The sequence below is a fragment of the Halioxenophilus sp. WMMB6 genome (assembly GCF_033283405.1).
Lineage (GTDB): Bacteria > Pseudomonadota > Gammaproteobacteria > Pseudomonadales > Cellvibrionaceae > Halioxenophilus.
In genome coordinates this window covers 101,802-122,357 of the sequence record NZ_JAWMQR010000001.1, presented here as the reverse complement: position 1 = coordinate 122,357, position 20,556 = coordinate 101,802, and the positions used below count along the sequence as shown (strand labels likewise).

The 20,556-nt window shown below is 53.2% G+C and carries 15 protein-coding genes; 6 read left to right on the top strand and 9 right to left on the bottom strand.

From position 1 onward, the window contains the following. Positions 1-166: 166 nt before the first annotated feature. Entirely contained in the window at positions 167-2,584 is a 2,418-nt protein-coding gene (locus SBL51_RS00470) for a TonB-dependent receptor (protein WP_317928499.1), read from the top strand. A gap of 871 nt (positions 2,585-3,455) precedes the next feature. On the opposite strand, the gene SBL51_RS00465 is transcribed toward SBL51_RS00470, so the two are convergent. The 7 genes from SBL51_RS00465 to SBL51_RS00435 all read right to left on the bottom strand — a co-directional run bounded on the left by SBL51_RS00465 (position 3,456) and on the right by SBL51_RS00435 (position 13,911). Next, a complete protein-coding gene (locus SBL51_RS00465; RefSeq protein WP_317928498.1) occupies positions 3,456-4,841 on the bottom strand; it encodes a sulfatase in 1,386 nt (461 codons plus the stop codon). Between the two features lie 238 nt (positions 4,842-5,079). Further along, on the bottom strand, positions 5,080-7,017 hold the full coding sequence (locus SBL51_RS00460; RefSeq protein WP_317928497.1) for an ABC transporter ATP-binding protein: 1,938 nt from the start codon (positions 7,015-7,017) through the stop codon (positions 5,080-5,082). Continuing rightward, the gene (locus SBL51_RS00455; RefSeq protein ID WP_317928496.1) at positions 7,014-8,870 is read right to left on the bottom strand and encodes an ABC transporter ATP-binding protein; all 1,857 of its coding nucleotides are present in this window, start codon (positions 8,868-8,870) and stop codon (positions 7,014-7,016) included. The genes SBL51_RS00460 and SBL51_RS00455 overlap by 4 nt, the downstream gene beginning before the upstream one ends. 175 nt (positions 8,871-9,045) lie before the next feature. Then, on the bottom strand, positions 9,046-10,308 hold the full coding sequence (locus tag SBL51_RS00450) for an MFS transporter (RefSeq protein ID WP_317928495.1): 1,263 nt from the start codon (positions 10,306-10,308) through the stop codon (positions 9,046-9,048). A gap of 55 nt (positions 10,309-10,363) precedes the next feature. After that, positions 10,364-12,214 (bottom strand): NAD(P)/FAD-dependent oxidoreductase, encoded by a 1,851-nt coding sequence (locus SBL51_RS00445; protein ID WP_317928494.1) that lies wholly within the window; start codon positions 12,212-12,214, stop codon positions 10,364-10,366. A gap of 40 nt (positions 12,215-12,254) precedes the next feature. Continuing rightward, a complete protein-coding gene (locus SBL51_RS00440) occupies positions 12,255-12,746 on the bottom strand; it encodes a cupin domain-containing protein (protein ID WP_317928493.1) in 492 nt (163 codons plus the stop codon). A gap of 223 nt (positions 12,747-12,969) precedes the next feature. After that, a complete protein-coding gene (locus tag SBL51_RS00435) occupies positions 12,970-13,911 on the bottom strand; it encodes an NAD-dependent epimerase/dehydratase family protein (RefSeq protein WP_317928492.1) in 942 nt (313 codons plus the stop codon). 316 nt (positions 13,912-14,227) lie between these two features. On the opposite strand from SBL51_RS00435, the gene SBL51_RS00430 reads away from it, so the two are divergent. The 5 genes from SBL51_RS00430 to SBL51_RS00410 all read left to right on the top strand — a co-directional run bounded on the left by SBL51_RS00430 (position 14,228) and on the right by SBL51_RS00410 (position 18,288). Further along, a complete protein-coding gene (locus SBL51_RS00430; protein ID WP_317928491.1) occupies positions 14,228-14,527 on the top strand; it encodes an antibiotic biosynthesis monooxygenase family protein in 300 nt (99 codons plus the stop codon). Positions 14,528-14,614: 87 nt separating this feature from the next. Beyond that, entirely contained in the window at positions 14,615-15,949 is a 1,335-nt protein-coding gene (gene hisD / locus SBL51_RS00425) for a histidinol dehydrogenase (protein WP_317928490.1), read from the top strand. After that, positions 15,942-16,712, top strand: coding sequence for an SDR family NAD(P)-dependent oxidoreductase (locus SBL51_RS00420; RefSeq protein WP_317928489.1), 771 nt, complete (start codon positions 15,942-15,944; stop codon positions 16,710-16,712). Before hisD ends, SBL51_RS00420 begins: the two co-directional genes overlap by 8 nt. Positions 16,713-16,732: 20 nt before the next feature. Then, the gene (locus SBL51_RS00415; RefSeq protein ID WP_317928488.1) at positions 16,733-17,884 is read left to right on the top strand and encodes an alpha/beta hydrolase; all 1,152 of its coding nucleotides are present in this window, start codon (positions 16,733-16,735) and stop codon (positions 17,882-17,884) included. Then, positions 17,884-18,288 (top strand): VOC family protein, encoded by a 405-nt coding sequence (locus SBL51_RS00410; RefSeq protein WP_317928487.1) that lies wholly within the window; start codon positions 17,884-17,886, stop codon positions 18,286-18,288. Before SBL51_RS00415 ends, SBL51_RS00410 begins: the two co-directional genes overlap by 1 nt. A 194-nt stretch (positions 18,289-18,482) precedes the next feature. Here the strand turns inward: SBL51_RS00410 and SBL51_RS00405 are convergent, their stop codons facing one another. Further along, positions 18,483-19,622 (bottom strand): CaiB/BaiF CoA-transferase family protein, encoded by a 1,140-nt coding sequence (locus SBL51_RS00405; protein ID WP_317928486.1) that lies wholly within the window; start codon positions 19,620-19,622, stop codon positions 18,483-18,485. Positions 19,623-19,636: 14 nt separating this feature from the next. Beyond that, the gene (locus SBL51_RS00400) at positions 19,637-20,407 is read right to left on the bottom strand and encodes an SDR family NAD(P)-dependent oxidoreductase (protein WP_317928485.1); all 771 of its coding nucleotides are present in this window, start codon (positions 20,405-20,407) and stop codon (positions 19,637-19,639) included. Between the last annotated feature and the right edge of the window lie 149 nt (positions 20,408-20,556).

Genomic DNA, 20,556 nt, shown 5'->3' with positions numbered 1-20,556 from the left:
AGCCAAAAACCACTGGCTATTCAGCGCAGTACAAATAACTATCGGTCAATCAAATTCACGATATTTGCACTAACGATTATCGGCTTCGCTAAGCTCTTGGTAGTCTCTTTAAACAGCCAAATCCTCGACGGCTTTACATAATAAAATTAATTGAAGAGGTTCACCGATGAACAAAAAGGCCCTTGCAGCAGCTATTGCCGCCCTCATTACCACTCAAGTTTCAGTTGATCTGCACGCTGTCGAACTTGAAGAGATAGTCGTAACCGCACAAAGACGCGCTGAATCCCTCCAAGACGCCGCAATTGCCATTGAGGCCGTTACCGGTAAAGGTTTGATCGAAAGTGGCATTACCGATGCGTACGACCTAAGCAAGGCTGTTCCAGCACTACAAATTACCAATGGCGGCGGCGGAGCCTCAGCGCTCTATATGCGAGGCGTTGGCAACCGCACCAGCAGTGCCTACATTGATCCGGCGATTGCCATGAGTTACGACGGTGTCTTTCTGGGCCGTGCCTCTGGCGCTTCAGGCTCTGCGTTTTATGACCTGGAACGGGTTGAGGTTCTTAAAGGCCCTCAGGGAACATTGTACGGCCGCAATGCCACGGGTGGTGCCGTTAACATCATTCCGGCAAAACCTGTGCTGGGTGAAACCAGTGGCTATGTGGACGGATCAACCGGTAACTTCGACAGCATTCAGCTGCAGGGAGCCGTTAATATTCCTATAGGCGACAACAACGCTATTCGTCTCTCAGCCAACAGGAAAAAGAGAGACGGCTATAACGACGATGGCACCTCAGATGCAGACGTTTACGGCTTAAGAGCGCAGTGGCTCTCCGAAATTAATGACAACTGGCAAATCCGTGTCGGTGCAGATTACACCGATGTTAGTGGTGTAGGTAATGGCGCTACATATACCGGCGTATATCGACAAAATAGCCTTGGTAATTATTCCTTGGCCCCCTCTGGTCTCGACATTAATGAAGGTTTAAATACCGACAATAGCAACGCCTATCGAAATACCATTCTCGGAGCACCAGGGTTTGGATTTCTGACTGATCTGCAGGACAAATTGTACGTTGACAATCAATACCAGGGCATTAATGCGGAAATCACCTACTCCACAGAAGCAGGTGATCTAACCATACTTCCAGCCTGGCGCAAGGTGGACCAAGACTCAAAATTTAATGTGGCCGGCTTCAACAGTGGCTGGTTCCAGGAAAAGGATGAACAGAAATCACTGGAAGTTCGCTTTGCCAGTAATTCCACAGGCTTTATGGATTACATTGTCGGCGCCTACTATATTGAAGAAACCATCGAAGGCAATAATACCTTTAATCAGGAATTTGTATTGCCTATGCAGGAGTTCAAGCAGGATGCAGAATCCTGGGCTACCTTTGGTCAGGTCACGTTCAACCTAACAGATCACGCTCGGCTGGTCACTGGTGTACGTTACACCGACGACCAAAAAACCATGAACGGTCGTATCGACAACTACATCACCTTCTGCGGCGGCCCTGGTGCTGACTTGATCACACCGCCGGACTCATTTGCCGCCGGCTGCGCAACCCCAGGCAACCTGCCAACCTACCCAACACTGGACACCGTTGCCCAAGCGGATGCGTTTCTTACAGACAACGGCTGGGCTGCAGCCTTTATTGATGTCGGTGGTGGCGCCACGGTCATCCCGCTAACGACCGGTGTCGGCACTATTCTACACCTGAACAATATTACCGATGACGACTACCAACAGAGCAAAAGCACCTATCGAGTTGCTCTGGAATGGGATCTACTTGAGGACTCAATGGTCTACTTGAGCTATGAGACTGGCTATCGTAGTGGAGGCTTCCAGTTAGCGGCGGCACCAACCTATAAACCAGAGTACCTCAATGCCACAACCTTGGGAGCAAAAAACCGTTTTCTTAATGGGGCACTGCAACTCAACATAGAGGCGTTCTACTGGGATTATCAAGATCAGCAGATCAGCTACTTTACGGTTTCCGATGGCGCCCTGGAAAACTTAACGGACAACGTCGGTGCGGCAACCAGTAAAGGGGTCGATATCGATCTTAAATGGGCTGCCACCGATAACACAGTGATTACTGCCAAAACCCAATATCTGAAAGCCAGCTACGACGACTTGCACTTCCAGTCAGCGCCACCCCGGGACAATATTAATTGCCCCAGCACCATCATCGGCACCACCGCAGCCAACGCACCGTTATTGGATTTTGACTGCTCCGGCAATGAGTCGGTCTTCTCTCCAAAGTGGAGCGTAATGTTGGGCATCAACCAAACCATACCTGTGAGCGACTATAATTTTATCGTCTCTCTTAACTCCCGCTGGGTTGATGATCAGGTGAGCGGTTTCTGGAATCTCGAACATGAAAAAATTGACTCCTACACCACCACCGATCTGGATCTGACCTTTGAACCCCAAAGTGGTGACTGGTATGTGAGTGCCTACGCGCGCAACCTGGAAGATGAACGTCGCATTCAATCGACCCAGGCTTCGCCTATTGGCCTAGCGATGACCATCTATGGCGCACCACTGACCTACGGCCTACGGTTCGGCTACAACTTCTAACGGAATACACCCCAGGCTTCACAACTTTTTGTGAAACCGACTTTAGCCCCGTCAGTGATGTCGGGGCATTTTTTTATCAGCAACAACCAGAACGATAACCACTCTTTCTATCGCCCCATCCCAGTCGTCCCATCCCAGTCGCCCCATCCCAGTCACACCATCCCAGTCACACCACTCTTACCATTAGCTGCAATCATCCTCTGGCCAACGAGGCGCCTTGCCCGGTCAGCTATTCACTGGGAGTACGCTAATCACTTGTAGTTACTATCAAGTGATGACCTATACCCATCAACACCTCACTCTACCCCCACGCTAAATTGATAACAGAAGCGTAAAGCCATAATTGGCCGGCGCGCTCTAGCGTCCACAGCCACTGGGGCCTGTTCACACCAGTTTAGCTCCGTTGCAGAGCGTATGAATTGTTCACCTGATTTTGCGGTATCCAGTGCAAGCAACGTAATTTATTCGATAACAGCCAATGCCTTACTCAGGCGGCCAAATGAAAAAAACTGCCAGTGGATTTATGACGAGACTAAATAATACGCGAGTAGATACTACACCGCTGGTCGCGCTTCTTGCCCACGCAAATGCCGGCATCCTGGATGGCTTGATCGATAAATGGCTTAGTGCCAAGTTATAAAATCCAAGCCTCGACGGTAATATTAATTGAGTTCTATGGTCGTTGCTGATAAAGCTGAAAAACCGGGAGAACCATAAATAAAGATGGGTGTAATACAGAAGAGTTGAGAGAGGAGATTAAAAGCTCAAAGGCACTGCGTAGATCGCTATCAAGTAACGCTTGGATCACGCTGTGCCTAGAGCCTGAGCCGGAAGGCTCAATTAAGAGTTTTTGCCGTTCTAATGTTATCGGTTACGGCAAGGTATCTTTTAATCGATCGGAGTAGCCATTTTCTGGGTAGGCTAACATCTCGCTATTCCACGCTTCCCAAGCATCTTTCAGCTGCTGGAATTTGTCGGGATATTTATCTTTTAACTGTGCCCGCTCGCGGGGATTCTCGCGGAGGTTAAATAGCCACTCTTTGCCGTCTGCCCGAAAGAATTTCCAATCCCCCTGACGCAGTGCCGCCTGGTCACCCGCGTTAAAACGCCAAAAGAGCGTTCTCTCCAGATTGTGCGCCTGCCCGGTCAGCACGCCAAGCAGATTGACACCATCGTACTCCTTCTCATCCACAGGTGTGCCCGTAGCCGCAACCAGTGTCGGCAGAAAGTCCATGGAGATCATCACCTGTGTCGATACGGTGTTGGCTTCAATATGCCCAGGCCAACGGATAATAATCGGCGTGCGAATCCCGCCCTCCAGCAACTCACCCTTGTTGCCTGTATACGGCCAGGTATCCGAGTAACGCTCGGCACCATTGTCACTGGTGAAAACAACAATAGTGTTATCTTCCAGACCTTTCTCCTTCAGTGCTGCCAAAATCCTGCCCACACCACTGTCCATGCGTGCCATCATCTCCTGATAGGTTGCAATAGAGCCGCCATCGCGATGAAAAATGTCTGTTAATGATTTCGACACGGCCTCATCGAAAGGGCCCTCCCAGGGCCAGTGCGGCGCATTAAAGTGGAGGCTCATCATAAATGGCTTTTTGCTCGAGGTGTTCTCAATAAATTCAACAGCTTCGTCCGCAAAAATATCCGTGAGATAACCTTTTTTCTGTACCGATTTGTTGTCTTTATAGAGACCATCGATAGGCGCCCTGCCCGACAGATCAACGCGGTGGCGGAAATAATCCGATGCGCCTTTGGGAATCCCCAGAAAGTGATCATAACCGTGCTGCAGCGGCCCATGTATGGGTGGGTCACCCAGGTGCCATTTACCGATCAAAATGGTCTCGTAACCGCGCTTTTTAAACTCGGACGCCAAGGTCGGCGTCTCGTACGGCAAACCAATGTCCGCCGGGGCTCCTGGTCCAAGGGGCTCTTCCAATCCTACCGGAAATCGATATTGATATTTGCCAGACAAGAGTGCCGTACGCGAAGGGGAGCAGATAGCCGAATTGGCATAGCCGTTGGTTAGCAATACACCGTCATTGGCTAACTGGTCCAGATAGACCGTATTTTTGCTTCTGGAACCGGTTACACCGAGGTCGGCATAGCCCATATCGTCAACCATAATAAACAGGATATTGGGTTTGCTCGCGGGCTGCTCTGAACCCGCCATAGACAGTACCGAGGCCATTAGGGTTGGCACCGCCAGAATAGCTAAAGCCAGCCGTTTAAAGTTTATTATTCTCATTATAAAACTCCGTAATTCACGCTCAGATCGGACGTCGCTCAGTGAAATGTAATACTCCCACTGTGACCAACTATGCTATGACCCGAATCGCACAGAGACAAATCGTAACGACCGATAGCCCCTATAGCCACAATGGATAGATAGTCAGATTTGGCATCGCTAAAACAGTGTTAAGGCAAAAATGTGCGCAACGGCCCGGCGTAACGCGCCGGACCCTAGCTTGGTGACGGGGAGAAACTCAGTTGTCGGGCAACTCTTTCAGCAGATTGGCGTAAAAGCCCTGCAGTTGTACCAGTTCAGCGTGTGAACCGCGTTCAATAATTCGCCCCCGGTCCAATACCAAAATCTGGTCCGAATGCTCAATGGTGCTGAGTCGGTGGGCAATGGCGATTACGGTTTTATCCATAAACACGTGATCAATCGCCTTCTGGATTAACTGCTCAGTGACTGAGTCCACCGAAGCCGTTGCCTCATCGAGTAACACCAACTCACTGCCAGAGGCAATAGCGCGAGCGAAGGCCACCAATTGACACTGGCCGGCAGAGAGGTTGCTGCCATTGCCCTGCAGTTGGAAATCGTATTGTTCCGGCAGACGCTCAATAAAGCCATCGGCATAAACATAGCGGGCCGCAGCGACGATATCCGCATAGCTGATACCCTCTCGCTCCAGGCCAATGTTGAAAGCAATAGACTGGTTAAACAGGAATACCTCCTGCTGCATCATGGAACAGAGCTGGCTCACCTCTGCCAGGGGAATATCTTTTAACTCCTGGCCATTGAGCAGAATGGAACCTTGGTAATTGTCATAGGTTTTGGTCAACAGGCGCAGAATGGTGGATTTACCAGAGCCGGTGCTGCCAACCAGGGCTATCTTCTCCCCTTTGTGCAGCTGAAAAGAGACACCATCCAGAACCCACGGGCCATCGTCACCGTAGCGGAAGCTAACGTCGTCAAAGACCAGCGACTGAAAACTGTGCGCGCGCCCCCCGATAGCCGACGCTATGGCCGAATCAGCCCGCGCGTTATCGGAGCGATTACTGGCCAGAGGCGTTTTAGCCAGCGGACTCTTAAGCATCTGTTCTTGCACCTGCTCTTGCACCTGCTCTTGCAACGGCTGTTCAAATATCTCTTCAATATGGCCAAAAGCCGCCAATGCCCGTTGAATGGCAGCCACTTGCGAGGTGAAATCCCGAATGGGCACAAAGATCCGATCCAGCGTTTGGGTAAAGCCGATCAACACGCCATAGGTAATGGTGGCGGCCAACAACTCCCGGGCACCGAACCAGATGATCAACGCCATGGCAATCGTGGTAATACCTTCGATGATCGCAAACAAGGCCGCATCGTAAAAATTGGAACGCGACTGGGCACGGAAAAAGCCCTGGGTATAACTACCATATCGGCCCTGCACCTCCTCTTCTGCCGAGTAGAGTTGTACTGTTTTGATACCGTTCAAACACTCCTGTAAGTAGCCGGTACCCTGTGAGAGAACCACTCGTCCGGAAGAGTAAGAGTCACGCAGCCGTCGGCGCAGATGTTCGGTTAGCAGATAAGTGGGTGGGCCGACTAACAGCACCATCAACGCCAACTTCCAATTAATCACAAATAGGAAAATCAACAGCGCCAATGTGGTCAACACATCCCGCACCATGCTCAACAGCCCCTGAGCAAAGGACTCATTGACCGCTTCCAGGTCACTGGTTAAGCGGGTCAGGGTGACGCCAATCGGGGTTTTATCAAAATAGCGCCGGGGAAAAGCCAATACCCTGGCGAACATATCGGCACGCATATCCCTTAGCGCATGCAACGCCGTTTTTTGCAGAAAATAGTTAAACAGCGCATCGGCGAGGTAGTTGCCAATCAGCACCAGCACCAGTAGCCCAGACCACCAGTAGAGACCGGCGATATCGCCGGTCACCACCTGGCTATCGATGATATGCATAATCAGCCACGGAAAGGCCACACTCAGCAATATAGTCAATGGCACTGCTGCCGTGCCCAGTATCACCTGGCTGCGATAGGGTTTCAGGTAGTTGAGAAAACGGCGAATCAGCAGCCAGTCTATGGCAAGACCGTTTGCCTCCCTTGAGGGGCCCGGTTGGCCAGAGTGTTTTGGCTGAGCGCCAACCGCGCGGGAGTCTGCTTGGGTCGAATTTGGAGACACGGTATCGCTCATGATTTTGGCTCCTCTTCGGTGGCAGCTTCCCTATCGGCAACCCGTTCTTCGTCAGTAAACGCCCCCTCTTGCGACTGTATTGCAGATTGCTGCCCCTCTGCCGCCTGTAGCTCCCAGGTCTGGCGATAGAGAGGCGAGGTTGCCAACAACTCCTGATGCGTACCCCGGGCAATAATACGCCCATCATCCATCACCAGAATAAAATCCACCCGCTCCAGCACACTGGCCCGATGCGAGACAATAAGTATGCTTTGGCTCTGCATATTGTCGAAAATCTGGCCGAGCAGGAAGCGCTCGGTATCGTTATCAACGGCCGATAAAACATTATCCAGAATCATCAGTTTAGAGGGCGTATACAGAGCACGAGCCAAACTTAATCGCTGCTTTTGGCCACCGGACAACAGAATGCCCTTTTCGCCAACCAGCGTCTGTGCGCCGGCTGGGAACTGCTCCACCTCATTCAGTAAATTGCTCTGATAGAGCACATCATCGATCGGCTGTGATGCTTCGTTACCGGCACTAAAGCGAATGTTGTTAACCACCGAGTCGGAAAAGAGAAACGGCTCCTGAGTAATGGTACGCACGGCACTGCGCAAATCCCGCCGCGACAACTGAGTAATATCATAGTCATCAATAAAAATAGTGCCGGGCTCAACCTCCAGGTGGCGGTTGATGCAATTAACCAAGGTCGACTTACCCGCCCCAACCTGCCCCAGAATACCGATCGTCTGGCCGGGCCGAATATCAAAACTCACGTCCATTAGTGCCGCCTGTGTCTGCCCCGGATAGGTGTAGCTGAGGTGGCGAATGCTGACCCCCGAACTGAACAGCTGGTGGCGCTGCTCGTCGGCAAGGTGCTGATGATCCTGAGGCGGGGTTTCCCGGTCGAGTATTCGGCGCAGGCTCTCGATACTCAGAATGCCATTTTGGAAGGAGGAAAATATCATCGCCATGGAAAAGAACGGCATGGCCAGCAAGCTGGCATAGGTCAAAAATGCGACCACATCCCCCAGCGACATACCGGATCTAATCACCGCCACACCACCAACAGCCAGAATCAACACCTTCATGATGCGATCGGTATAGCCCAGAATCGGCAAGATCAGTGTGCGTATCCGGGCCAGCTGCAGCGAGCGTTGTAAGAGGATGTCATTGCCACGGGCGAATTCGCGTCCTGCCCACGCCTGAATACGGTTGGGTTTGATCACCTCGATACCCGACAAGAGCTCAACCGAATCCGTCGACAGTGCCTGTAACTCCTCCATGCGCACCTTCATCATCCGGCGCATACGGCCAATGGCCCGGTGTGACACCAGAAAAGTCGCTATCACCGGCACTAAACAGAAGAGCGTGAGTTCGGGCGATAATTGCCACATTTTGTAGGGGGTAAGCGAGAGGGCAAAACTGATATTGAATACCTGCAACAACACCACACCGGCCAGTGCCCGTATACCATTGATGTCGTTATTAACAATAGAGATCAGCGTGCCGGTGGGGTGTCGCTCATAGAAATCCCGCTGCAGGTGCGTCAATTGAGCGAAGGCTTCGTTTTTTAAATCCCGCTCAATAGCCCGGCCCGGGTTGAAAAAGAGCATCCTCGACAGCGTGCGCGTCACCATCATCAGCAGCGCGAGGCCGGCAATCAACAGCACCAGGGTATTGAGCTCCCCCTGGTGCAGGGGTAAAGGTTCATTGAGGAGGTCAATCGAGGCACCAATGTAACGCGGGATATTAACCGCAAACCAGTTGGTGGCTAGCAGCAGTACGACACCTGTACCATAGGACCACTTATGACGGAGTACATAGCGGCAGAAAAAGTGCCAATTCGATTCTCTTGCGGGGGCGTGTGACAAAACAGTTCCAAGCTATATTTAACAGGTGATAGTAGCGGCTGGCACCGGTTTCGGTAGAACAGTGCCTATATCATCTGGCGATAAACCGCCAAGTCCGCTACAAGTGGCCCGCTATAATACTCTCAATGCCGCTGATTTCACGCCCCCCAAGCGCCATCTGGTCGCCACTTAGGTGTTAATGAGCATGTGGCGTAATGCCGTGTCCGTTACCGGCTCGGATATTTGGTAAGAAGATCACCGAAATCACACACACCAGCAGCGCTACTACACCAAACACCTGGAATGACGCCAAATAGTTATCGCTGCCAACCAGAGAGACAACCCAGGCAAAAACCAGGGTTGTGGCGAACTGCCCTACAGCAAAAGTAGACTGCCACATACCGGTACCACGCCCCCGTACCGAGAAATCCAGCGGCGCCACCGCCCAGGTTAGCAAGGTGGGCAATAACATGCCGGCACCAAACTGATTGAGCAGCCCGGCGACCACGAACCACTGATAATTGGGGGCGTGACTGAGGCAAACAAAGCCTAACGCCAACAGACCAAATTCAATGGCGATCAGATTGCGAATACTGAAATGGTGGTGCGCGTAGCGATAGAAGATCGCACCGGCAGGAACGCCGATGCTGGCCAGCGCCAACAACCAACCACTGACCGCCGAGTTGGAGATAGCGTAACTCTCCAGCGCTGTGCTCATTTGAAACTGCAGAATGTAGAAGAATATGCCACCAATCAGCGTGTAGGCGCACACTTTGAGCATATGCAGCCAGGGTAAACCCTGCCTCTCTGCAATATGGGCATTGTGATCGTGTTCGCTGGCCGCTTCCGGAGAGACATCCCAGGTAAAGAACAGCACCCCCGCCAACATAACCAGGCTGAGACCATAGATGGCAAAGGGTCCTCGCCAGCCGTACACACTGCCCAAGTAACCCGCCAGGGGAAACAGGCACATGGCCGTCAGTGACGCCAAAGCGGCTTGGCTGCCCAGCCATTTATCGCGCTGGTCACCACTGAAATAGTCGCCAATCAGGGTGGTGGAACAGGTGATGACAATCGCTTCACACAAACCAACCCCCACTCGCGAGGCAAAAATGGCCCAGTAAGAGTCGAGGAAGATGGGTAATATGCCGCAAAAGCCATACACCAGCATGGATCCGATCAGCAGCTTGCGTCGCCCTACCCTGTCGGCCAACCAGCCGGCAAATGGCGCTCCTAGCGCGATACACAATGCCGGCAGAGACAAGAGTACCGGCACCAGATAATTGGCGTTGGGCATATCGCCAAACGCCTGCATCAACTGCGGAACAATGGGGGCTAACAGAACCGCCCCCATCACCGTCAGTGTAATCGGCAGAATCAGTACCACCCCCTGCAGGTTGCCAGGTGCTCGTGCCCTGGAGGGCGATCTGTTTGATGAACCGTATATCTCTGAAGACATGGTTTTATCCTTATTAGCGTCTTAACGGTAGCGGCAGCAGAAAAGCCGGTGCGGTTTAATCCTTGCGGAATAGCATCGTTAACAACACCCAGAGTTTTTTCGGACTCAAACTTAACTTAATCGCACGCCGCAAATCACCCGGTCCTAAACGGGCCACCAGCGGCATGGTGCCGAATGTCTTGCCCTTGATAACCAATTCATCTTCGGTCACCTCAATACGGTCCACCGCCATCAACTCTTGGTCCTGTTCATCGAACAGTCGCATGGCACCATCTTTCGGGGCCATCGAGCGGGCGGACGTCTTTTTCATAGCGTCGTCGACCACATCAAAGGTGCGATTAAAATCCATACCCAGATCGTCAAACATAACCATGGCCGCCGCGCGCCCGGCTCCGACCACGCCACCGGCCGGAGGCATGGACGGCCCAACCAGATACAAGCCTTCGATACCCGGCACCCGGAACTGCCCCAGATCCGCCGTTGGCCGGTTGCCGACACTCTGATAAAAATAGGGCGCGACCCCGTGAACATCGCCTTTCACCATGGAGTTGGGTGAGTTGCGTTCCAGGTCGAGCGGCGTGTAAAACTTGTGAGCGATGATATTGTCGCTATTGAGGTTGCTAACAAAGTGCGACTGCTGCGCCTGCCGCATGGCCCCATACTCCTCACGGAACTCATCCCAACGGGAGTGGCCACCTTCGATCAGGTCATAGGGGGCGAAGCCGGTGCTGTGCCACATACCGGCACCAGCGGGAACACGACTTGGGTCGGACTTCGACTCATCGTTACCAGCAAACATCATGCGTTTGGTGAGTTCGCCGCGCTTCAAAGCATCGAAGTCGGATTGCAGCTCGGCCATACTCTCGTGCTGACAGAGGGTCAACATAATGGCCTGTTCAACATCCTTCTCGCTGGTACAAAACTGGATGGGTTCACGCAGGTCGTAATGGGAGACAAACAGACTGAACGCCGCCAGTGAAGCTCTCTCCGCCCGTTGCAGAACCGGCTCCGCCACACCATCGACAAACTGACGTAATCGATGTGGATGCATGGAACCAACCACGGCATCTTTGGCCATGATCTTTTCACCATCACTCAGCTCAACACCCGCGGCCTTGCCGCCGCTAATAAGGATTCGTTTAATTTCAGAGTTGTAACGCAGCTCACCGCCATTGGCTTCAATACTGCGCACCATGGACTCCGACAATTTGCCACTGCCGCCGTAGGGCTGCGAAACACCGTAGGTGTGCATCAAAGCGGTAAACATGACGGTACCCATACCGGTACCCAACTCGTCGGGCAGCTGCAGATTTTCAGAGACGGCACGGGCGATGTGCATCTGTACTTTATCGTTTTCAAACCACTGACGAATAATATCGAGACTGCTGCGCTGCATCAGATCCAACATCACCCGCCCCTCATCACTGCTATCGAGCATGGCGACCAATTGGCCCAGCGGCGGCTGTGGTTTATACATGCCTGGCATTACCATGGGCAGCATGGTTTGCCCTAACTGCACAAAACGGCGGTAGGATTCAGCATCCCGCTGCGAATAACGGGCGATGCATTCACAGGTTTTATCCAGATCTTTGTAGGTAATCAGTACTGATTGATCGTTGAAAATAGTAGCGTGGGGCACGTCAGAATATTTGTACTTCATGCCGTGCTTACTGAACAGGTCTAACTCGTCGTTAGTGATCAGCGGGTTGGCCTGAATCATAATATGCACACTGGAGTGCAGATCGTGGTGGTAGCCCGGTGTTAAAATTTGTTGAGTGGCAACACCGCCACCGGCATAAGCGTGGCGTTCAAGCAACAACACTTTTTTCCCGGCTTTGGCCAGATAACCTGCGGTTGTCAGGCCGTTGTGGCCGGCTCCCATGACGATAATATCGTAATCAGACATAGTTATAATTTTCCTGATTTAAATAAAAAATCTTGGTCTGTTAAGGATGAACCTCAGGTAGAGGCTTGCCTTCGAATTCAACCGCTGTTGCCTCGGTCAGAATAAAGACAATACGGCATCGCTCGCTGGCACTGGGATTACGCCACAGGTGGATGGTGCCTCGTTGCACAACAATGTCGCCAGGGTGCAGCAAGGTCTTAACGCCGTCATCCAACTCCAGTTCCAATTCACCGCTCAGCACAATGCCATAATCGAGACTATTGGAACGATGCATGGGAGAGGACTGACCAGGCAGCATATCCACCACCCGTATAACAGAACCGCCATTGAGCGTGAGCCCGGCCTCGCGCTCACGACCATCGATCGGGTCATTATTGTCGACAGGTAGATCCGGAGCCGTCCAAAGCAAGGTGAACTCGGCGTCGCCACTGGGAATCAATTGGGTTTCAAAAGCGGAATCGTTTAAGAATACGGCCTTGCCCTGAGGGTCGTGGCCAGTAACAACACGTCTAACGGGGGGCAATTTGCTCATCACAACACTCTCTTGCCTATTGTTTTTATGAATGGTCAGGCGCACTTCAGTCGCCCTTTTTATTGACTTGATGCCAGACTACTGGGCCAATGCAGAGAGGACAAATCGCCTTTGCCGATAAGAACTATAGCTCGCACGAATTCAGGTTTTATCCCGCCATGGCAGGCGCATTAAGTGGCAGCACTGCCGCTTAATACGGAGCAGGCGAGCGGGCCAACGCCCACTAATCAAGCGCGGCCACGGCCTCGCGCACCAGCTGCTGCACAGAACCGTCGTGGGCAAAACCGGCACGCTCGGCCGCAGGAGTCTGTAAGGGGGGATGAGAGCCGAAATGCGCCTCGAGATCGGCATCTGGATTGTAGCTAACCAACTCCAGCGACACCTTCAACTCAGCGGCAACCGCCTGTAACAACTCACCCATGGTGCAGCGCAAGGCCGGTAGCGTCACCACCCGTGAAGCCGGCATCAATGTGCTATCCAGTTGGGCCGCGTGGATCAGGTTGCTCACGCATTGATTGACAGACATTAACCACAGAGTCGCCTGTGCCGAAACCGGACTGACAAACGCCTCTCCTGCTCTAAGCGAGTGAAACAAGTTACTCATAAATGCCGATTTAAGCCCGCTGGGGGCCAGTGGCCGGGCCACGATTCCCGGCAGACGAACCGCCACCGAATCCAGCACTGCCCGGCGGGACATATCGGCCAACGCCAGCTCAACCATCGCTTTGTGAGTACCGTAAATCATGGCGGGTTGAATCCGGCAATCATCGGTAACAACATTCGGCAAGGGCGCCCCCAGTACCGCGATAGTGCTGGTGAACACCACCCGCGGTTGCGATCCTGCTGCGGCGGCCTCTTCAAATAACGCCAGTGTCGCATCCAAGTTCACCTGTTTAGAGAGCGCCGGATTCGACTCTGCCGCACCACCGGGAAGCGCCGCCAAATGGAACAGGACGTCGACACCATCCCGCAGCGCCTCCTGCCGGACCTCTGGCTCCTGCAACTGCCCCTGCACCAAGCGCAGGCGATCACTACCCTTTAAACTGGCCTCAAACATCGACAGCTGAGCATCAACCAACACCACATTCAGCGACTCGTCCGCCAGCAATCGCTGGGTGAGTGCACGACCGACGAAACCGCCGGCTCCGGTAACCACTACATTCATCGCCAGAACTCCCCTAGCTAACTGCGTATTTGTTTATCACTTCGGTCAAATGAATTGCTGAATAGTCCAGCGCGACCCTGAATGGACCATACTAATCGAGCCCAGTTGACGCATCCAGAAAGAGGCCGCCATTTGCTATCGCAATTATGGATAGTGACCTTCCAAACAACGGATAGGGATCGCCTTGACCCTTTTTCTTGATCTATGCGAAGTTATAACCGCTGAAAAACAGACCAATAAAAACTCAGTGTGCCTGCAACACTGTTTCAAAAACCTAATTAAAACCGATTATTTAAAACCAATTGGAATCTTCCCAATGATTTACGAAATCGCTGAAATCGATATAACTCCCGGCTCAGAAAATCAATTCGAATTAGCGGTCAAAGAGGCCAGCAAACAGTTTCGTAATGCCAAAGGTTGCCAAAGTTTGAAACTGGAGCGCTGCATTGAGAATCGCAGCCGCTATCATCTGGTAGTTGGCTGGAATTCGGTTGAGGATCATATGGAATCCTTTCGAAATTCCGAGGGCTTTCAGGTATGGCGACAGCTGGCCAGCCCTTTTTTTAGCTCCCCGCCCAGGGTTGAGCATTACGAGAGTATCCTCGACGCCTTCTGAAAGATTTATTAAATAAACATCGAATGTTTAAACCCCGCAACAAGATAAAAAATTTGACGTTAATAATTAAATTGAGGTTAATCACTGATGGCCACTTGGTTAAAAAAAGGCGCTGCGGTAGAAGTCAAAGCCGATGCCGATCGCAAAGTACGAGACATTGTTGAGTCGACTCTGGCCGATATCGAACAGCGTGGTGATGCTGCCGTACGCGACCTGTCGATCAAGTTCGATAACTGGGATCGCGAAGATTACCAACTCACACCCACTGAAATCCAAGCGTGCATTGATAGCCTCTCCCCCCAAGCGCTGAAAGACATCGAGTTCGCCCAAACCCAGGTGCGCAACTTTGCCCAGATTCAGCGGGATTCGATCAAAGATGTGGAAGTTGAAACCCTGCCCGGGGTTATTCTGGGGCATACCAATTTGCCGCTCAATTCCGCCGGCTGCTACGTACCTGGCGGCAAGTACCCACTGCTGGCCTCGGCGCACATGTCGGTGATCACGGCCAAGGTCGCCGGTGTACCACGTATTATTACCTGTGCCCCACCCTTCCAGGGGAAGCCGGCGCCAGCCATTGTCGCAGCTCAGGCGCTTGCTGGTGCCGATGCCATCTACGCACTGGGCGGTATTCAGGCAGTCGGCGCGATGGCGCTGGGTACCGAAAGCATTAAACCGGTGGATATCCTGGTCGGCCCCGGCAACGCCTTTGTCGCCGAGGCCAAACGTCAACTGTACGGCCGCGTCGGTATCGACCTGTTTGCCGGCCCGACTGAGACCCTGGTCATTGCCGATGAAAGCGTCGATGCCGAACTCTGCGCCACTGATATTTTGGGGCAGGTCGAGCACGGCCCAGACAGCCCGGGAATCCTATTGACCAACTCCGAAAAGCTGGCCCGTGAAACCATGGCGGAAATCGAGCGCCTGCTGGAGATACTCCCCACTGCCGAGCACGCACGCAAAGCTTGGGATACCTTTGGCGAAGTGATTGTGGCAGAGAGCTATGAAGAGATGGTCCAGATTGCTGATGAGATCGCCTCGGAACACGTACAGGTGATGACCGAGGACCCCGAGTACTTCCTCGACAACATGACCAACTACGGCGCCCTGTTCCTGGGCCCCCGCACCAACGTCGCTTATGGCGATAAGGTGATCGGCACCAACCACACACTCCCCACCAAAAAGGCCGCCCGCTACACCGGTGGCTTGTGGGTCGGTAAGTTCATCAAGACCTGTACTTATCAAAAAGTGTTAACCGATGAAGCCTCGGCCCTGGTGGGTGAGTATTGCTCCCGCCTGTGTGGTTTGGAGGGCTTTGCCGGGCATGGCGAACAGGCCAATATCCGTGTGCGTCGCTACGGCGGTCGCGATGTTCCTTACGCAGGCACAGCCGAACCTACAGACAGGACCCGAGCCAATGGCTGAACCACTGCCCCAAACACCGAGCTTCCGTCTCGACGGTAAGCGCGCCCTGGTCACCGGCGCCGGCCGCGGTATTGGTTTAGCCGCGGCCGCAGCTCTGGCGCAAGCGGGCGCCGAGGTCACCCTGGTGGCCCGCAGCGGTCAGGAAATCGAAAGCGCCGCTGAAGCCATCTGCAGTGCCGGTGGCAAAGCTCAAGCCACTACGCTCGACGTTTCAGATCTGGCCGCCGTCCAGCAGTTCTTTGCCGGGCGACCGGCTTTTCATATTTTGGTCAACAACGCCGGTACCAATCGGCCAATGGCCATGCAGGAGGTCACCGAAGCGGACTTCGATGCGGTCATGGGGCTGAATCTGAAGAGCGCCTTTTTTGTTGCACAGGCGGCGGTCAAGCGGATGCTCAGCGAACAGATCAGTGGCTCGCTGATTCATATCGGTTCGCAAATGGGGCACGTCGGTGGCCCAGAGCGGTCGCTCTACTGCGCCTCTAAATGGGGGCTGGAAGGCCTTAATAAGGCAGTCGCACTGGATCTGGCTGGAGTCGGTATTCGCAGTAACACCATCGCCCCCACCTTCATCGAAACACCGCTGACCAAACCCTTTTTTGAGAATAAAGCGTTTCTCGACAGCGTACTGAACAAGATTAAATTAGGCCGTCTCGGCCAGGTAGAAGACCTGATGGGCGCCATCGTCTTTCTCGCCTCCGATGCCTCCGCCTTAATGACCGGCGCCAGCATGGTCATCGATGGCGGCTGGACTGCGGACTGATACCCTTTTAGGAGAACAACATGTACGAACCCTTCCCAGGCAATTACGTTTGGAACCTACAGGTCAACCTTGCCTTAGTGTGCGGCGGCAACCACGGTGAAATCGATGAGGCCTGCCGCCCCCTGATTGAAGCCGCTGCCAAAGGTGAAGACGCGGGTACCGCGCTGCTGTTTGACAGCTGGATTGCCGTTGCCAAACAGGTCGAAGCCAATGCCCGAGCCGATGAGGAAGCGGGCTACCTGCTCTCGGCCGGCACTAAATACGGCCGCGCCTCTGGCTATTACCTATCGGCGGAACGGATGCAGTCGCGCGACTATGCACCCCGTTGGGAAGCCTATGACAAAGGTCTCGAGCTCTACCGCAAGCACGTGCAACTGAGAGGTTTGCATGTGGATTTTGTCGATATTCCCTACGAAGGCAGCAGCTATCCGGCCATTTTTGTTCACGATGGCAGTGGCATTAAACGCCCGGCGCTGGTCTCCTGTAACGGCCTGGATTCCATGAAAGAGCAGGTGAATATGGCCGGCCATGGTCAATCAAATTTGGAACGGGGCATCTACACCCTGTTTGTCGACCAGCCCGGTACCGGTGAAGCCCTGCGTAAACGTGGCTTACCAGCCATCTACGATACCGAGCGCTGGGCCACGCCCGCCTATGAATACCTGGCCTCACGTGCCGACGTGGATGCAAACAAGATCGGTATGTTCGGCTTGTCTTTAGGTGGCTACTACGCCCCCCGCGCCGCCGCCAATGAGCCGCGTTTTGCCCTGTGTGCCGTGATGGGGGCCAACCACCTTTGGGGCCAACGGCAGGAAGAGCGCATGAAAAACGAGGGTGAAAATCCGGTGCCACACTACTGGGATCATGTGATGTGGGTGTGGGGTAAGCAGAGCCTGGAAGAGTTTATGGCGTACATGCCCAATGTCACCCTCGATGGCCAAATCGAGAAGCTGAAAATGCCGTTCCTGGTGACCCACGGTGCAGGCGACCGACAAATACCGGTCAGTAATGCCGATCGCTCCTATGAGCAGGCCGTTAACAGTGTCAAACGCCATAAACGAATTTTCACCAAAGCCGATTTTGAAATTGAACACTGTGGTGCCGACAACGGCACCGGCATGCGCGACTATATTGCCGACTGGTGTGCGCAAACCTTCAAGGAAATGGATTGATGGAATTTCACTTTCACCACGGCGCCGTCAACGTACCGGATCTGGAGCAAGCACTGCAGTGGTACCACGATGTATTGGGCTTTGAAGTTGAAAAACAGTTTGAAATTCCGCCGGCCAATGCCCGCGTTGCCATGGTACGCAAGGGGCCTTTACGATTTGAAATCTTCGAAACCAAGCACGCCAATCCACTGCCAGAGGAGCGGCGCATGCCAATCACCGACCTAAAGACCCATGGCAATAAGCATGTGGCCTTTCAAGTCGATGATCTCGAGGCCTTCCTCGTGGAAGCCGAAGCCAAAGGTGCCGATGTCGCCTTTGTGGTGCGGGAGGCCTTTGGCAAAGGCTGCTTTATTCGTGACTGTGCCGGCAATTTGATTGAGTTTGTGGAAGAACCTAACCACTGAGAGGCCGGTTAATTTAAAACTAAGCCACCCTCTTCCCGATTGGCATTCAAATTCGAACCACCGGCAATCCCTCACTTAAAGAGCAATGCAGAAATACGGAAAAGTAGTCGACGCGGCTGAGCTGGTGAGCCGCTCGGCCGCTTCCGATAGCACGCTTATCATCATTCAGATTGACAATGCTCCATAGCAATTGCTTAGGGTTGTTGCAGAACATCGGCATCCAGCAATTTCGCTATTTCGTCTGTGCTAAAACCCATTGCTGCCAGCACAGTGGCACCATCTTCACCTGGCTGATGTTTGCCATGCTGGACTTCTGAAGGGGTGCGACTGAAACGCGGGGCCGGTGCGGGCTGAATAAAGCCATCCAGTTCCATATAGGTGTTGCGTGCAATATTGTGCGGATGCTGGGGCGCTTCCGTCATGGAGAGCACGGGCGCGTAGCAGGCATCGGTACCCTCCAGTAGGGCATTCCACTCCTGCTGGGTTTTGCTTTTAAATACCTTGGCCAGCTCAGTTTTCAAGTTTGGCCACTGATTACCGGCCATCCGCTTGGCAAAGAGTTCCGGGTCCAGCTCCGCCTTTTCCATCAGCAGTGCGTAGAATTGTGGCTCGATGGCACCTAAGGCGATGTACTTGCCGTCGGCGGTCTCATAGCAGCTATAGAAATGCGCACCGCCGTCCAGAATATTGACGCCGCGCTCGGCGGCATTCCACATACCCTGCGCATGAAAACCGTGAAACATCCACATCAGTTGCGCGGCACCATCCAACATCGCGGCATCGACCACCTGTCCTTGGCCGGATTTCTGTGCTTCCAGCAAGGCCGCCAATACACCAGACACCAATAACATGCCACCACCGCCCATATCGCCCACCAGATTGAGTGGCGGTGTCGGTGCCTCGCCCTGACGACCACAGGCGTAGAGTGCGCCGGTTAAGGCGATGTAGTTGATATCGTGACCGGCGGCATGAGAGAGTGGCCCCACCTGCCCCCAACCGGTCATGCGGCCATACACCAAGCGCGGGTTATGCTGCCAGCAATCCTCGGGGCCAATGCCCATCTTCTCCGTGATACCCGGCCGATAACCCTCAATCAGTACATCGGCCTTTTCCACCATGCGCAGGAGTGCCAATCGGCCCTGATCAGACTTCAGGTTAAGCACCACCGACTGCTTGCCACGATGGCTGGCATCTCTGGCCTGATGGGGGTCCTGTTCCAGGCTGCGTTCAATGCGGATAACCGAGGCCCCCATATCGGCCAGCATCATGCCGGCCATCGGCGCCGGACCAATTCCAGCGAGTTCGATAACCGTAAAACCGTTTAAAGGCCCCATCGGACGGCGACTCCTTAACGAGGCTGCATACGAATTGCACCATCCATTCGCACACACTCACCATTCATGTAATCGTTATCGACAAGGTGCGCCGCCAGCTTGGCGATCTCTTCCGGGCGACCAAGACGCTGGGGGTAAACCACGGAAAGCTCGAGTGACTTGTAGTAAGACTCCTCAATCGTCTCGAATAGCGGCGTATGAATCAAACCGGGCGCGATGGTATTTACGCGAATACCAAATTCTGCCAATTCACGAGCCATAGGCAGTGTCATACCAACAATGGCACCTTTGGTTGCACTATAAGCCACCTGACCAACCTGCCCTTCATAGGCTGCTACCGAAGCGGTGTTGATAATAACACCGCGGCCGCCGTCAGCAGTGACAGGCTCGTTCTGAGCCATTTTTTCAGCGGCCAAGCGTGCCACGTTAAAAGTACCTATCTGGTTAACCTGCACAACCTTAATGTAATTATCCAGATTGTGAGGGCCTTTCTTACTGAGCGTTTTCTCCGCGCTACCGATGCCGGCATAGTTACAGCAGATATGAACGGCACCAAAGGCTTCCACAGTTTTATCCAATGCACTTTGCACCGACTCCGGGTCGACAACGTTGACATTGAAATAGATAACGCTATCGCCAAGCTCTTTAGCCAGAGCTTCACCGGCCGCTTCGTTCATATCAAAAATAGCAACCTTTGCCCCCTTCTCTACGAACAGTTCAACGGTCGCTTTACCAAGGCCCGAAGCACCGCCGGTAATGACGGCAACTTTGTCTTGAATATCCATGGTCTTCTCCTGTTAACATCGGTAAAAAGCTTGATCGCTTTTATTTTTAGAAAGTGGCTACTCGAGCCTTTTAATAATTTCGCAGCAGTTGTAATAGCCAGCCATCACAAGCACGCTAGGCCGCTAACTATTTTCATCAATAAAAAAAG